Source organism: Nonomuraea sp. NPDC003560, from assembly GCF_042878785.1.
GTDB lineage: Bacteria > Actinomycetota > Actinomycetes > Streptosporangiales > Streptosporangiaceae > Nonomuraea.
On record NZ_JBIAOF010000004.1, the window covers coordinates 607,756 to 621,372 of the forward strand.

Sequence of the window (13,617 nt, forward strand, 5' to 3'; positions counted from 1 at the left end):
TCATGGCGCTCATCGCACGACGACTCGCGGGCCACCTGGCCCGCGGGTTCGTCATGATCCTCGTAGTCGCGACGATCAGCTTCTTCATCATCAACAACATCCCCGGCGACCCGATGGCCGCCCGCTACGAGAAGCTGATCGAGCAGGGCATGTCGCCCGACGCCGCCGCGCAGGCCGTCAAGGTCCTGTACGGCTTCCTGCCCGACGGCACGCTGTGGCAGCAGTACACCGACTACATGACCGGACTGCTCCACCTCGACCTCGGCATGTCGGTCAGCCGGCCCGGCACCTCCGTGGTCGACGTGCTCACCGACGCGGCCAAGTGGACCGTTCTACCGGTGCTGGCCGGCACGCTGCTGAGCTTCTTCGTCGGGATCCTGCTCGGCGTGTACGCCGCCATCAAGCGCACCGGCAAGCTGGGCGACGCCCTGGCCATCTCCGGCTCGCTGCTGCACGGCATCCCGCAGTACGTGCTGGCGATGCTGCTCGTGGTGATCTTCGCGACCCTGCTCCCGATCCTGCCGGCCGACGGCTCGGTGGACATCCTGTTCGAGCCCGGCTTCAACGCCGGCTACATCGGCTCGCTGGTCGAGCACGCGGTGCTGCCGGTGGCCACGTACGCGCTGTCGGCCTACGGCGGCTGGATCCTGGCGATGAAGTCGAGCGTGGTCACCGTGCTGGGCGACGACTTCATCCTGGCCGCCGAACTGCGCGGCATGAAGCGCTCGATCGTGTTCCGCTACATCGCGCGCAACGCGATCCTGCCGCTGTTCACCATGCTCGCCCTGTCGCTGGGCCTGCTGCTGGGCGGCGCGGTCTTCATCGAGAAGATCTTCAACTACCCGGGACTCGGCTGGCTGCTGATCAGCGGCGTCCAGGACCGCGACTACGGCCTGATGGGCGGGGCGTTCCTGCTGATCACGGTCGGCACGATCATCGCCAACATCGTCGCGGACCTGTTCTACACGGTCATCGACCCACGGGTGCGCAGCGGAGAGGAGGGCTCGTGAGCGCCACGCTCATCCCGGAGGCCGCGCCGGCCGCCTCGGCCATGCGCCGCAACTTCTGGAACGGCGTCTGGCGGGTGATGAGGCGCAAGCCCAGCCGCATGGCCGGGGTCGTCATCATCGCCGGCTTCATCGTCATGGCGGTGATCGGGCCGATGCTGCTGCCCGAGCACCTGCCGGGCAACGCGAGCGCGATCACCCAGCCGCCGAGCTGGGACCACTGGTTCGGCACCGACCCGCAGGGCCGGGACGTGATCGCGCTGGTCATCAAGGGCTCGCGTTACGTCCTGCTCACCGCCCTGGTCACCGCGATCATCACGGTCGTCGCCGGCACCGCGATCGGCCTGTTCTCCGGCTTCAGGCGGGGCCGCTGGGACACCGTGCTCATGCGGCTGACCGACATGAAGCTCACCATCCCCGGCCTGCCGCTGCTGCTGGTGCTGGCGACCGTGTGGAAGTTCGGCAACCCCGTCCAGATGGGCCTGGTGCTCGGCCTGCTCGGCTGGGGCGGCGTGGCGCGGGCGGTGCGCGCGCAGACGCTGTCGCTGCGCGAGCGCGGGTTCATCGAGGCCGCCCGCGGGCTCGGGCTGTCCACCACGCACATCATCGGCAAGGAGCTGCTGCCGAGCATGGCGCCCTACATCGCGATGAACATGCTCATCGCGGTCACCGGCGCGGTCTACTCGCAGGTGGGCCTGTTCTTCCTGGGCGTGCTGCCGTACGAGTCGGACAACTGGGGTGTGATGCTCAACCTCGCCGTGTTCCAGGCGGGCGCGATGATCACGCCGAACGCGCTGGGCTACCTGCTGGCGCCGCTGCTGGCGATCCTGCTGCTCACGCTCGGCATCGTGCTCGTTGTGGACGCCATGGACGAGATCTTCAACCCCCGGCTGCGCGAGGAGTAGCAAGTGGCCGAACAAGCGCCGGGAGTGCGCATCGACGGCCTGACGGTCGTCTACAAGACCCCCGCGGGCGAACTGCCCGCCGTCCGGGACGTCACGCTGACGCTGGAGCCCGGCACGATCACCGGCATCGTCGGCGAGTCCGGCTCGGGCAAGTCCACGCTGGCGCTGTCGCTGCTCAACGCGGTGCAGCCGCCGGGCAGGATCGCCGCGGGCAGCGTCGAGATCGACGGTCTCGGCGACGTGACCGGTTTCGCCGGCGAGGAGCTGCGCAAGGCTCGCGGCCGGCACATCGGGTACGTCTTCCAGGCCGCCCAGAACTCGCTCAACCCGCTCAAGACGGTCGGCAAGCAGCTCCTCGACCTGGGCCGCTCGCACGGCGTCGAGGACCTGCCCGGCCTGGTCCGCGAGGCCAAGGAGCTGCTCGGCCGGATGGGCCTGGACGGCGCGCGCGTGCTCGACTCGCACCAGCACGAGCTGTCCGGCGGCATGCGCCAGCGGGTCGGCATCATGCTGGCGCTGGTGCTCAACGCCCACCTGGTGGTGCTCGACGAGCCGACGACCGCCCTGGACATGATCACTCAGGCGAACATCCTGAAGATCGTCCGCGAGGTGCACGCCGAGCGCGGCCTGACCACCCTGGTCATCACGCACGACATCGGCGTCGTGGCCGAGGTCGCCGACCGCCTGGTCGTCATGTACGGCGGCCGCCTGGTCGAGCAGGGCCCCACCCGCGACGTGCTCGGCTCCCCCAGCCACCCCTACACGCGGGGCCTGATCAGGGCCATCCCGCGGCTCGTGGGCGACATCGCCGAGGCCCAGGCGCTGCCCGGCCGGCCGCCGACGCTGGCCACGGTGCCGAAGGAGGGCTGCGTGTTCAGGGAGCGCTGCGCGCTGCGCATGGACGTGTGCGACACCGTCGACCCGCAGGCCGTGGCGCATGGATCGAGGGTCGTGGCCTGCCACGCCGTGACCGTGAAGGAGCACGCGTGATCACCGGGACCGGCATCGTCAAGACGTACAAGCAGCGCGGCAACGTGCTGGCCGGGCGGGAGGTGCGGGCGCTGCGCGGGGTGGACTTCTCCATCCCCAAGGGCGGCGCGGCCTCCTTCATCGGCGAGTCCGGCTGCGGCAAGACCACGCTGGGCCGGATCATCGCCGGGCTGGAGACCTACGACGAGGGCGAGATCGTCATCGGCGACGTGTCCATGTCGGGGCTCAAGCAGAAGAGGCGCCAGCCGTACTTCCGCAAGATCCAGATGATCCACCAGGACCCGTACTCGGCGCTCAACCCGACCCGGACCATCCACCAGACGCTGTACGCGCCGCTCAGCCTGCGGGCCGGGCAGACCGGGCGGTCGAAGGAGTGGATCGAGGAGCGGGCCGCCGAGGTGCTGTCGATGGTGGGCCTCGACCCGGGCTCGGTGCTGGGGCGCTACCCGCACCAGCTCTCGGGCGGCATGCGGCAGCGGGTGGTCATCGCCCGCGCGCTGACCGTCGACCCGGAGATGCTGGTCGCCGACGAGGCCGTCTCGATGATCGACGTCTCGCTCCGGCTGGGCATCCTCGCGCTGCTGAAGGACCTGCGCGAGCGGCTGGGCGTGAGCGTGCTGTTCATCACCCACGACGTGGCCACCGCCCGTTACATCGGCGACGACGGCGAGCTCTACGTCATCTACCGCGGCCAGGTCGTCGAGCGCGGCCCGGTGGACACGGTCATCGCCGACCCGGTGCACCCGTACACGCAGTCGCTGCTGTCGGCCATCCCCGTGCTGCACGGCCTGGAGGAGCCCGGCGCGCAGCCGGTGACGCCGCTGGAGTCGCTGGACGAGAGCAAGGCCGACGAGGGCTGCCTGTTCGCCCGCCGCTGCCCCTTCCAAGGCGAGCGGTGCGCGGGCGAGCGGCCGTTGCTGCAGATCACCGAGGGCGTGCCGCAGCAGCACGCGTGCTTCTACCCCGAGCGGCGCGACGTGATCGCGCGCCCGATGAGCGAGGTGTGATGTCGCCCACCGTCCGCGGCGCGGACCTGGCCGAGGCCGCCCGGGTGGCCGCCGCCGCGCTGACGCTGGACGCGTCCGAGGCCCCCGACCTGGTCCGGCGCCTGGCCGAGCCGCCCGCCGACCGCCGCTGGACGGCGCTGGCGACCGACGGCGGGGTGGTGATGACGTCGGTCTCGTCGAGGGACCCCGAGGTCGGGCACCTGGACCTGCTGGCCGTGCACCCCTCGGTCCAGGGTCGCGGGCACGGGCGGGCGCTGGTGGGAGCGGCCGAGGAGTGGCTGCGGGGGCACGGCGTGCGGCAGGCGCGCTTCGCCGGGAACCCGCCCTGCTACGCCTGGCCCGGCATCGACGTGCGGTACACCGCGGCCGCCTGCCTGGCCGAGAGCCTGGGCTACGAGCGTTACCACGTCGCCTGGAACATGACCGCCGACCTGCGGGCCGACCTGTCCGTCGAGGACGACCTGGCGCGGCTGGAGCGGGCGGGGGTCACGGTGCGGGCGGCGGGCGCCGACCGCACGGCCGTGGCCGCGTTCGTCGAGGAGCACTGGAACGAGCGGTGGGCCTGGGAGGCGGCCAACGCGACCGGCCTGCACTACGCCGAGCGCGACGGGCGCGTCCTGGCCTTCGCCGCCTGGGGGGCGCGGCCGGCCTGGTTCGGCCCGATGGGCACCGCTCCGGACGCCCGCGGGCTCGGCCTCGGCGGGGTGCTGCTGCGCCGCTGCCTGGCCGAGCAGCGGGCCGCCGGTCAGGAGAGCGCCGAGATCGGATGGGTGGGGCCGTTGCGGTTCTACTCGCGCGCCGTGGGCGCGCGAGCCGAACGCGTCTTCTGGCTCTACCGGCGCGATCTGGCCTGATGTCAGCTGTAGAGCAGATGTCCTTCGGGACGGCCGGGCGGCGGGCACAGCTCGCGCGGGTCGTCCCCGGCCTCCAGGCAGCGCGTGAGCGTGTCGGAGCCCCAGAGCAGGTCGAGGAACAGCTCCTCGCCCTTCCAGACCAGGTCGTCCGGGTAGAGGACGCGGGCCGTGTGCAGCATCGACAACCCGGTCAGCACCGGCCGGAAGGCCCGCGGGTCGTGCACGTGCAGCTGCACCCCGCGGACGGGCAGGCCCGCGTGCTTGTGGAACGTCGGGGTGAACCAGGTGTCCCTGAACCGCACCCCCGGCAGCTCCAGCCCGTTCAGGGCGGCCGCGTAGCGCTCGTCCGCGTACGGCGCCCCGACCAGCTCGAACGGCCGGGTGGTGCCACGGCCCTCGGAGAAGTTGGTGCCCTCGAACAGCCCGGTGCCCGGGTAGACCAGCGCGGTGTCGGGGGTCGGCATGTTGACCGAGGGCATCACCCAGGGCAGGCCGGTCTCCGCCCAGCTCATGTCCCGCCGCCAGCCCTCCATCGTCACCACCCGCAGGTCGGCGTCGAAGCCGAACAGCGCCGCCAGCTCCCCCGCGGTCCTGCCGTGGCGCACGGGCAGCGGGAAGCGGCCCACGAAGCTGGCGAACGCCGGGTCCAGCAGGGGGCCCTCCTCGACGGTCCCGCCCAGGGGGTTGGGCCGGTCCAGCACCACGAACCGCAGGCCCAGCCGCGCGGCCGAGGCCAGCAGGTCGTACATGGTCCACACGAAGGTGTAGAAGCGGGCGCCCACGTCGGCGATGTCGAAGACCAGCGTGTCCACGCCGGAGGCGGCGACCACGCGGTCGAGGTCGTCGCCCGACAGCTCGTGGGTGTCGTAGACCGGCAGTCCCGTCGCGGGGTCCACCGCGTCGCGCTCGCTCGATCCCGCCTGGGCCGTGCCGCGCAGGCCGTGCTCGGGGCCGAACAGCGCGGTCAGGGGCAGCCCCGCGGCCAGCAGGGCGTCGGTCGTGGGGGTCAGGTCGGGCAGGACGCCGGTGGGATTGGTGATCAGGCCGAGACGGGCGCCGCCGGCCAGCGCGGGGTCCGCGGCCAGCCGTTCGGCTCCGGTGCGTACGTGTGACATGGATCCATTCTCTGAAAGATATTTACAACTGAGAAGTAAAGGGTGGAAATTAGCGTCATGATTGATCCGCTGCCCGAGCTGTCCACCGAGCAGAGCGATCCCCGCTACAGCCAGATCGACCGGCTGCCGACGGAGCAGATCGCCCGACTGATGAACCAGGCCGACGCCGAGGTGCCCGTGGCCGTGGCCGCGGCCGTGCCGGCGATCTCGGCGGCCATCGACGCGATCGCCGCCCGGATGGCCGAGGGAGGCAGGCTGCTGTACGTCGGCGCCGGCACCTCGGGACGGCTGGCCGTGCTCGACGCCAGCGAGTGCCCTCCGACGTTCGGCACCGACCCCTCGCTGGTGCAGGGGGTCATCGCCGGCGGGCCGGAGGCGCTGACCCGGTCCATCGAGGGCGCGGAGGACGACGCCGAGGCGGGCGCGGCGGCCATGAAGGACCTGGAGGTGGGCGCGCTCGACTCGGTGGTGGGCGTGTCGGCCAGCGGGCGGGCCCCGTTCGTGCTGGGCGCGCTGGCCGAGGCCGCCGGCCGGGGGGCGCTGACCGCGGCGCTGTCGTGCAACACGGGCGCGCCGCTGTCGGCCGCCGCCGAGCACGGGATCGAGGTCGTCGTGGGGCCCGAGGTGGTGGCGGGCTCGACCAGGCTGAAGGCGGGCACGGCGCAGAAGCTCGTGCTCAACATGATCTCGACGATCTCCATGGTCCGGCTGGGCCGGACCTACGGGAACAAGATGATCGAGATGTCGGCCATGAACAGCAAGCTCGCCTCCCGCGCGCTGCGCATGGTGCGCGAGATCACCGGGGCCGACGCCGCGACGGCGGGCGCGGCGCTGGAGGCGGCCGGCGGGCAGGCGAAGACGGCCGTGGTGATGATCCAGCACGGCCTGGACCCCGACGCCGCCCGCGCGCTGCTGGAGTCGCACGGAGAGCGGCTCAGCGACGCGCTCAGCGGCTGACGTACGGGCGGGAGGCGCCGGGGCGCCATCGGGGACTGACGAGGGGGGAACGGGGATGTCGGACCGGCTGGAGCGCCTGCTGGCCGCCGCGGTGCCCGAGGTGTGCCCGGCGGCGGTCGCGCTGATCGCCGCGCACGGCACGGTGACCGCCGCCGCGGCGGTGGGCGAACTGGTCAGGTACGCCGACGCCGAGCCGGCCACCGGATCGGACGCCGGGCCGGGGGCCCCCGGGACGCTCGCCGCCGATCGGCCCCCCGCGCACCGGGACTCGGTGTTCGACCTGGCCTCGGTCAGCAAGCTGTGCACCACCACGGTGGTGCTCTCGCTCACCGAGGAGGGCCTGCTGGACCTGGACGAGCCGGTCCGGTCGTGGCTCCCCGGGGCCGACCCGCGGATCACGCTGCGCCGCCTGCTCACCCACACGGCGGGCCTGACGCCGACCCGCCGGATCGACCTGGAGCTTCCGCAGGCCGGGCCGGACGAGCGCATGGCCGCGATGGTCACCACGCCGGTCACCGGCCCGGTCGGCGGCCCCTACCTCTACAGCGACGTCGGCATGGTGATGGCCGGCCGGATCGCCGAGCTGGCCGCGTCCGCCCCGCTCGACGTCCTGGTCCGCGCCCGGATCACGGACGTGCTCGACCTTTCCGGCACCGGCTACCGCCCGGTCGGCGGCGGCGGGCGGGTCGAGCGCGTCGCGGCGACCGAGTTCAAGCCCGAACGCCCCGGCCCCGGCTGCGTGCGCGGCGAGGTGCACGACGAGACGGCCCACGCCCTGGGCGGGGTGGCCGGGCACGCGGGCCTGTTCGCCCCGGCGGACGACCTGCTGGCCTTCGGGGAGGCGCTGCGGGTGGGCGGGGGCGCGATGCTGAGCCCGTCGAGCGTGGCGGAGATGACCCGCGACCAGGGGGCGGAGGGGGCCGCGTTCCGGCACGGGCTCGGCGTGCGGATCGGCGACCCCGGCATCGTGGGCCCGCTGAGCGGCGCCTACGGCCACTCCGGGTTCACCGGGACGTCGCTGGTGGTCGATCCGGCGCGCGGGCTGACCGTGGTGCTGCTGACCAACGCCGTCCATCCGGTGCGCGGGCGGCCGGGGATGCGCGAGCTGCGGTGCGCGGTGGCCGCCGAGGCGCTGCGGCACGTAGCGTGAACGCATGCCCGTGCAGCTGAACCACACCATCGTCGCCGCCACCGACCGGGACGCCACGGCCGCCTTCCTGGTCGACGTCCTCGGCCTGGAGCCCGCGCCGGTCTACGGCCCGTTCCGGGTCGTGACGCTGGCCAACGACGTCTCGCTCGACGTGATGCAGGCCGACGGCGAGGTGACCCCGCAGCACTACGCCTTCCTCGTCGGCGAGGAGGAGTTCGACCAGATCTGGGGGCGGATCAGGAGCCGCGGCCTGACGTTCTGGGCCGATCCGGGGCACACCAGGCCCGGCGTGATCAACACCCACGACGGCGGCCGCGGGCTCTACTGGTCGGGCCCCGACGGGCACAACCTGGAGATCATCACGGTCCCCTACGGCGGCGGTTAGGGCGCCAGCGCCTCCAGGGCCTCCTCGGCCCGGCGCATCGCCTCCCCGGCGTCGGCGGTGACGATCTCCTTGTCGAAGTTGAGGTCGTGGAAGACGTCCGTGACGCCCTCGGCGGCCAGGGCGGCGACGTCCTGCCTGATCTGCTCGTACGTGCCGGTCAGCGGCCGGCGGGCGTCCTCGGCGCCGGCGGGCCGCACCTGCGTGACGCCGCGGCACACGTAGCGGAACGAGGTCGCGTCGCGTCCGGCGCCGGCGATCGCCTCCTTGATCAATGCGATCCGGCCCGCGACCGCCGACAGGTCCTCCCTGCTGGAGCTGATCCAGCCGTCGGCCAGCCGGCCGGCCCGGCGCAGCGCGACCTCGGCGGTGCCGCCCAGCAGGATCTGCGGCGGCCCCGGCGCCGGCTTGGGGTCCATGTGGGAGGCCGGCACCCGGTAGAACTCGCCGTCGTGCTCGACGACGTCGTCCGTCCACGCCTTGCGCAGCAGCTCGACGAACTCCTCGCCCCGGCGCCCGCGGCGCTCCATGCCGACCCCCGCGGCCTCGAACTCCTCCGGCACCCAGCCGAGCCCGATGCCGGCGCTGACCCGGCCGCCGGAGAGGGTCTGCAGGGTGGCGAGCTGCTTGGCCAGCACGACCGGCTGCACGTACGCGTTCACCACGGCCACGCCCAGCCGGATCGTCCGGGTGACGCCGGACAGGTGCGCCAGCGTGACCAGCGGGTCGTGGACACTGCGGTAGGTCGGCCCCATGGGATGCCCGACGGGGTACAGCAGCCGCTGGAACGTCCAGAGCTCGTGGTAGCCCAGCTCCTCGGCCCGCGCGGCGACGCGGCGCATGTTCTCCGGTGTGGCCCAGGGCCCTGACTGGGGTACGGCGAAACCGATTCTCATGCTCCCAGTCTGACCGGTGGCTTCATCCGTCACCCGTGTCCCCGCTCCCGCCGCGCGCGAGCCCGCGCCCGCTCCAGCGAGGTCGCCCGCGCCAGCGCCGCACGCGCCCGCTCGATCTCCTCCTGGCCCGGACCGTCCGCCGCCTCGGGCTCGACCGCCCACCGCGCCGGCTCCCGGGCGGCCTCCTGGTCCGCGGGCCTCCCCCGGCGCGCCGCCGGACGCCGCTCACGGCGACGACGGGCGGCCTCCTGATCGTGCTCGCGCATCGCCTGGGCGGCCCGCGGCGAGCTCGCCCTCAGCCACTCGCGCGCCAGCGCCGCCCACTCCCTCGCTCCCGCCATCACGACGGCATTTACCCCCAACACTGCCCAATACTCTGTACGAGTGGGTCTAGAGGAGGAGCTGGCGGGCATCGCCGCGGCGTACGGCGGCACGGGCGAGCCCGTGCGACACCAGACACGGACCGACGTGGTCGTGTTACGGATGGGCGAGGTGGTGGTCAAGGCCCACTCCGCCCGCGACGAGGTGGAGCCGCTGCGCGCCCGCCTCAGGGCCGCCGCCGCGGCCGCGGTCAACGGCGTGCTGCTGGCCCCGCTGGAGGCCGAGGTGCTGACGGCGGCGGGCCGCGCGGTCAGCGTCTGGCCGGCCGGCCGGCCGGTCCCCCACGACGATCCCGGGTCCGCCCCCTGGGAGGAGGGCGCGCGGCTGCTGGCCCGGCTGCACGCCGTCCCCCTGACGGTGGTGCCGCCGATGCCGCCCGCCGGGGGCCCGGCGCGGGCCGCCCGCGCGGTGTCCAGGATGAGCGGCGACGGCCCGGTCGAGCAGCTCGTCAGGCACGCGTTCAAGGAGCTGCCCGAGCCCGCCCCGGTGCCGGGCCTGCTCACCCATGGCGACTGGCACCTGGGCCAGCTCGTCTGCCGCGACCGCTGGCTGCTCATCGACGTCGACGACCTGGGCGTCGGCGACCCGGCCTGGGACCTGGCGCGACCGGCCGCCTGGTATGCGGCGGGCCTGCTGGAGCCGGCCGTCTGGGAGCGGTTCCTCGGCGCGTACCTGGCCTCGGGCGGCCCCGCGCTCGGCCAGGGCGACGATCCCTGGCAGCGGCTCGACCTGCCGGCCCGGGCGCTGACCGTGCAACTGGCCGCCGTGGCCGTGCTCAACGCCGAGCGCGAGAACCGGGAACTCGACGAGGTGGAGCACGCGTTAATCGAATCGTGCAGCAGAATCGTCCGAGCGTGACGGGGGCCGCACGCGGTAGGTTTCAGCCTTAGACCCCGGATCCAAGGAGAGCGACTTAGATGCAGTGCCCGAAGTGCCGCGGCAACATGCGGACATATGAGCGCAACGGCGTCCACATCGAGCAGTGCGACAACTGCCGTGGGATCTTCCTCGACTATGGCGAGCTGGAGACCCTGACCCGCATGGAGTCGCAGTACCACGCCGCTCCGCCGCCGCCCCCCGCCCCCGGGCCGGCCTGGGGCGCCCCTCACCACGGCGGTCACCACTACGGCCACCACCGCCAGCGCAGCTGGGTGGGCATGCTGTTCTCGACCTGATCGTCCCGGCAGCCGGAAAAGGGCCGCGCGTTCGCGCGGCCCTTTCGCGTGTGCGGGCCCGGCTCTGGAGGGTCAGCTCGGGAAGTCGTCGGGGTTGACGGGCGCGGTGCGGGCGTTGCCGCCGGAGATGGCGTGCAGGGTGACCCGCCAGTCGTGCCAGAGGATCTGGGTGGCGGTGACCGTGGTCTTGAACTTCACCGACTTCTGGAACCGCTCGAAGCTGCACTGGCGGCTGAAGGACCGGCTCTTGCCGTCCCAGTCCACGCCGTGGGTGAAGTAGATCTTGTACGTGCCGTCGGGCACGCCCCTGACCTTGAACTTGGCCTTCTTGCGCACGTACACGCTGAACGTCTTGCCGCCGCCCCTGACCGCCGTGACGACGGCGTCGCGGGTGCCGCCGTTGTCGACCTCCAGGGAGCTGCGTCCGCCGAGGGAGGTCCGGCGGATGAACGCGCCGTTCTTCAGCCGCCTGTTCTGCTTGCCGCCGGCCTTGACGGTGACGACGTCGGCCGGGTAGTCGCCGGCGCTCTGCAGCGCCTCGCCCGCCTTGTTCAGGGCGGTGAGCTTGGTGTTCAGGTCGCTCAGCACGGCCGAAGGGGTGCACAGCTCGCGGCTGCCGACCTTGCCCGCCGTGGAGCCGAGCTCGGTGGCGAAGTCGCGCAGGCTGGTGACGTACGCGTCGTGCTGGGCGCGGATCTCGGCGGGCGGGGCGATCGCGGACAGGGCGTCGGCGGCGCCGCTCAGCGCCTGCTCGGCCTTGTCCACGCGCTGGTTGAGCGCCTGGACGCCGCGCGCGCCGGCCAGGCCGCTGATCGCGCCGGTCATCGCCTTGTGCCTGCTGTCGAGCTCGCCCTTGTACGCCTCCGGCGTCAGGGCGCTGACGGCGGGGCTGGACCCCGACGAGGGGTCGCCGCCGGGATCGCCACTGGGATCGCCGCTGAAGGCTCCGCCCTTGCCGTCCGCCACGCCGCTGACCTTCGGCTCACCGCCGGTCAGCGGTGGCGGAGAGGAGCAGGCGGCGAGCGTCACCGTCGCCAGGGCGAGAACGCAGGAGATCAACCGGGGTGAAGCCACCTGCCCCACTATTGCCCGGTTGATCCCCAGACGTCAATTACGATTCGGCCAGTCCCTCATCCCGATCCTGTCGCAGCCACCGGGTGATCCCCAGCGTCTCCAGGAACGGGACGTCGTGGCTGGCCACGACGAGCGCGCCCCGGTAGGCCGCCAGCGCCTGGGAGAGCTGGCGAACGCTGGACATGTCCAGGTTGTTCGTCGGCTCGTCCAGCAGGAGCAGCTGCGGCGGCGGATCGGCCGACAGCAGCGCGGCCAGGGCGGCGCGGAACCGCTCGCCGCCCGACAGCGTGCCCACGGGCTGGTCGGCCCGCGTGCCGCGGAACAGGAAGCGAGCCAGCCGCGCCCGCACGTCGTTGACCGAGGCGGCCGGCGCCACGGCCCGGACGTTGTCCACGACGCTCAGCGCGTCGTCGAGGACGTCCAGCCGCTGCGGCAGGTACCCCACCGGGACGTGCGCGCCGTGCTCGACGATCCTGCGCAGCAGGGTCGTCTTGCCCGACCCGTTGGGCCCGAGCAGCGCGATGCGTTCGGGGCCCCGGACGACCAGCCGGTCGAGCGCCTTGAGCCCCTCCCGGCCGGGCGTGCCGTCGGGGCCGCCGGAGCGGTCGGGAGGGTCGAGCGGCAGCGTCAGCAGGGTCCGGCCGGCCGGGACGGCGGTGCCGGGCAGCTCGACGCGGATCTCGGCGTCGTCGCGCACGGCCAGCTCCGCCTCGGTCAGCCTGCCCCTGGCCTCGGCCAGCCGCTCCTGGTGCAGCGCGCGGTGCTTGCCCGCCGACACCTGGGCCTTCATCGTGAGCCCGCCGGCGACGATCTTGGGCACCTTCTTGTTCTCGAACGCCTTCCGCGCGGTGCGGCTGCGCCGGTCGAGCTTGGTCCTGGCCTCGATCAGCTCGCGCTGCTGCCGCCGCACCTCGCCCTCGGCGGTCCTGACCGTACGCTCGGCCGCCTCCTGCTCGGCGGCGACCTGCTCCTCGTAGTCGCTCAGATTGCCGCCGTGCAGGCGCACGGCGGCGTCGCGGAGCTCGGCGACCTGGTCCACGAGGTCGAGCAGCGCCCGGTCGTGGCTGACCACGACCAGCACCCCGGGGTACGCCGAGACCGCGGCGTAGAGCCGCCGCCGGGCGTCCAGGTCGAGGTTGTTGGTGGGCTCGTCGAGCAGCAGCACGGCGGGACGCCTGAGGATCTGGGCGGCCAGCGCGACCATGACGGCCTCGCCGCCCGACAGCGTCGCGACCGTGCGGTCGAGCCCGACGTGGCCGAGCCCGAGCCGGTCGAGCTCGGCCCGCGCGCGTTCCTCGACGTCCCAGTCGTCCCCGATGGCGGTGAAGTGCTCCTCGGCGACGTCGCCGCTCTCGACGGCGTGCAGCGCGGCCCGCTTCCCGCTGATCTCCAGCAGGTCGGACACCGTGCGGCTGCCCTCCAGCGGCACGTTCTGCGGCAGGTACCCCACCTCGCCGGTGACCGAGACCGAGCCCGATCCCGGGGTCAGCTCCCCGGCGATGATCTTGAGCAGGGTGGACTTGCCCGACCCGTTCGCCCCGATGAGCCCGGTACGTCCGGCAGGGAAGGCGGCGTCGAGACGGTCGAGCACCATGGTCCCGTCGGGCCAGCCGAAGGACACGTGATCGACGACAATGGAGAAAGACATGTGGCGGCTCCCATCACAAAAATCGAAATTTCGTGACTTGGCGGGAACACCGCTGCGCGCGCGACAACCGGACAGC

The 13,617-nt window shown here is 73.0% G+C and carries 15 protein-coding genes; 10 read left to right on the forward strand and 5 right to left on the reverse strand.

Going from position 1 to position 13,617, the window contains the following annotated elements; all coding sequences use genetic code 11:
• The first annotated feature begins 2 nt into the window (after positions 1–2).
• From ACFYUV_RS19000 to ACFYUV_RS19020, 5 genes are read left to right on the forward strand one after another with little or no spacing between them, the layout of a single operon-like run.
• On the forward strand, positions 3–1,010 hold the full coding sequence (locus ACFYUV_RS19000; protein ID WP_387669935.1) for an ABC transporter permease: 1,008 nt from the start codon (positions 3–5) through the stop codon (positions 1,008–1,010).
• On the forward strand, positions 1,007–1,912 hold the full coding sequence (locus ACFYUV_RS19005; RefSeq protein ID WP_387669937.1) for an ABC transporter permease: 906 nt from the start codon (positions 1,007–1,009) through the stop codon (positions 1,910–1,912). Before ACFYUV_RS19000 ends, ACFYUV_RS19005 begins: the two co-directional genes overlap by 4 nt.
• A 3-nt stretch (positions 1,913–1,915) precedes the next feature.
• Complete coding sequence (locus ACFYUV_RS19010) at positions 1,916–2,902, forward strand: ABC transporter ATP-binding protein (protein ID WP_387669939.1); 987 nt, start codon at positions 1,916–1,918, stop codon at positions 2,900–2,902.
• A complete protein-coding gene (locus ACFYUV_RS19015; protein ID WP_352354161.1) occupies positions 2,899–3,909 on the forward strand; it encodes an ABC transporter ATP-binding protein in 1,011 nt (336 codons plus the stop codon). Before ACFYUV_RS19010 ends, ACFYUV_RS19015 begins: the two co-directional genes overlap by 4 nt.
• Positions 3,909–4,763 carry a GNAT family N-acetyltransferase gene (locus ACFYUV_RS19020; RefSeq protein WP_387669940.1) on the forward strand — a complete coding sequence of 285 codons (855 nt, stop codon included), beginning with the start codon at positions 3,909–3,911 and terminating at the stop codon, positions 4,761–4,763. The genes ACFYUV_RS19015 and ACFYUV_RS19020 overlap by 1 nt, the downstream gene beginning before the upstream one ends.
• 2 nt (positions 4,764–4,765) lie before the next feature.
• On the opposite strand, the gene ACFYUV_RS19025 is transcribed toward ACFYUV_RS19020, so the two are convergent.
• Entirely contained in the window at positions 4,766–5,878 is a 1,113-nt protein-coding gene (locus ACFYUV_RS19025; protein WP_387669941.1) for an exo-beta-N-acetylmuramidase NamZ domain-containing protein, read from the reverse strand.
• A 57-nt stretch (positions 5,879–5,935) separates the two neighbouring features.
• On the opposite strand from ACFYUV_RS19025, the gene murQ reads away from it, so the two are divergent.
• Genes murQ through ACFYUV_RS19040 form a run of 3 tightly spaced genes read left to right on the forward strand, consistent with a single transcriptional unit; the run spans position 5,936 to position 8,370 of the window.
• Positions 5,936–6,835, forward strand: a complete 900-nt coding sequence (murQ, locus tag ACFYUV_RS19030; RefSeq protein WP_358293220.1) for an N-acetylmuramic acid 6-phosphate etherase — start codon at positions 5,936–5,938, stop codon at positions 6,833–6,835.
• Positions 6,836–6,890: 55 nt separating this feature from the next.
• Positions 6,891–7,985 carry a serine hydrolase domain-containing protein gene (locus ACFYUV_RS19035; RefSeq protein ID WP_387669942.1) on the forward strand — a complete coding sequence of 365 codons (1,095 nt, stop codon included), beginning with the start codon at positions 6,891–6,893 and terminating at the stop codon, positions 7,983–7,985.
• Positions 7,986–7,989: 4 nt separating this feature from the next.
• A complete protein-coding gene (locus ACFYUV_RS19040) occupies positions 7,990–8,370 on the forward strand; it encodes a VOC family protein (RefSeq protein ID WP_358293224.1) in 381 nt (126 codons plus the stop codon).
• Here the strand turns inward: ACFYUV_RS19040 and ACFYUV_RS19045 are convergent.
• Together ACFYUV_RS19045 and ACFYUV_RS19050 are read right to left on the reverse strand one after the other, a co-directional pair.
• Positions 8,367–9,263 (reverse strand): TIGR03619 family F420-dependent LLM class oxidoreductase, encoded by an 897-nt coding sequence (locus ACFYUV_RS19045; protein WP_387669943.1) that lies wholly within the window; start codon positions 9,261–9,263, stop codon positions 8,367–8,369. The two genes, ACFYUV_RS19040 and ACFYUV_RS19045, sit on opposite strands and share 4 nt — an antisense overlap.
• Positions 9,264–9,292: 29 nt before the next feature.
• Positions 9,293–9,604 (reverse strand): hypothetical protein, encoded by a 312-nt coding sequence (locus ACFYUV_RS19050; protein WP_387669944.1) that lies wholly within the window; start codon positions 9,602–9,604, stop codon positions 9,293–9,295.
• A gap of 43 nt (positions 9,605–9,647) precedes the next feature.
• Here ACFYUV_RS19050 and ACFYUV_RS19055 point away from each other — a divergent pair, with 43 nt between their 5' ends.
• Positions 9,648–10,502, forward strand: coding sequence for a phosphotransferase (locus tag ACFYUV_RS19055; protein WP_364389668.1), 855 nt, complete (start codon positions 9,648–9,650; stop codon positions 10,500–10,502).
• A gap of 59 nt (positions 10,503–10,561) precedes the next feature.
• On the forward strand, positions 10,562–10,819 hold the full coding sequence (locus tag ACFYUV_RS19060) for a zf-TFIIB domain-containing protein (RefSeq protein WP_352331027.1): 258 nt from the start codon (positions 10,562–10,564) through the stop codon (positions 10,817–10,819).
• A 72-nt stretch (positions 10,820–10,891) separates the two neighbouring features.
• Here ACFYUV_RS19060 and ACFYUV_RS19065 read toward each other — a convergent pair whose 3' ends face one another.
• Together ACFYUV_RS19065 and ACFYUV_RS19070 are read right to left on the reverse strand one after the other, a co-directional pair.
• Positions 10,892–11,893, reverse strand: a complete 1,002-nt coding sequence (locus tag ACFYUV_RS19065) for a hypothetical protein (RefSeq protein ID WP_387669945.1) — start codon at positions 11,891–11,893, stop codon at positions 10,892–10,894.
• A gap of 37 nt (positions 11,894–11,930) precedes the next feature.
• Positions 11,931–13,541: an ABC-F family ATP-binding cassette domain-containing protein gene (locus ACFYUV_RS19070; RefSeq protein WP_387669947.1), complete on the reverse strand. Its 1,611-nt coding sequence runs from the start codon at positions 13,539–13,541 to the stop codon at positions 11,931–11,933.
• Between the last annotated feature and the right edge of the window lie 76 nt (positions 13,542–13,617).

Bases quoted from the DNA above. Each gene is read 5' to 3' on its own strand.
- ACFYUV_RS19040 (WP_358293224.1), top strand. From the start codon at position 7,990: ATGCCCGTGCAGCTGAACCACACCATCGTCGCCGCCACCGACCGGGAC.
- ACFYUV_RS19045 (WP_387669943.1), bottom strand. From the start codon at position 9,263: ATGAGAATCGGTTTCGCCGTACCCCAGTCAGGGCCCTGGGCCACACCG.
- ACFYUV_RS19070 (WP_387669947.1), bottom strand. From the start codon at position 13,541: ATGTCTTTCTCCATTGTCGTCGATCACGTGTCCTTCGGCTGGCCCGAC.
- ACFYUV_RS19060 (WP_352331027.1), top strand. From the start codon at position 10,562: ATGCAGTGCCCGAAGTGCCGCGGCAACATGCGGACATATGAGCGCAAC.
- ACFYUV_RS19000 (WP_387669935.1), top strand. From the start codon at position 3: ATGGCGCTCATCGCACGACGACTCGCGGGCCACCTGGCCCGCGGGTTC.
- murQ (WP_358293220.1), top strand. From the start codon at position 5,936: ATGATTGATCCGCTGCCCGAGCTGTCCACCGAGCAGAGCGATCCCCGC.
- ACFYUV_RS19035 (WP_387669942.1), top strand. From the start codon at position 6,891: ATGTCGGACCGGCTGGAGCGCCTGCTGGCCGCCGCGGTGCCCGAGGTG.
- ACFYUV_RS19025 (WP_387669941.1), bottom strand. From the start codon at position 5,878: ATGTCACACGTACGCACCGGAGCCGAACGGCTGGCCGCGGACCCCGCG.
- ACFYUV_RS19020 (WP_387669940.1), top strand. From the start codon at position 3,909: ATGTCGCCCACCGTCCGCGGCGCGGACCTGGCCGAGGCCGCCCGGGTG.
- ACFYUV_RS19050 (WP_387669944.1), bottom strand. From the start codon at position 9,604: ATGGCGGGAGCGAGGGAGTGGGCGGCGCTGGCGCGCGAGTGGCTGAGG.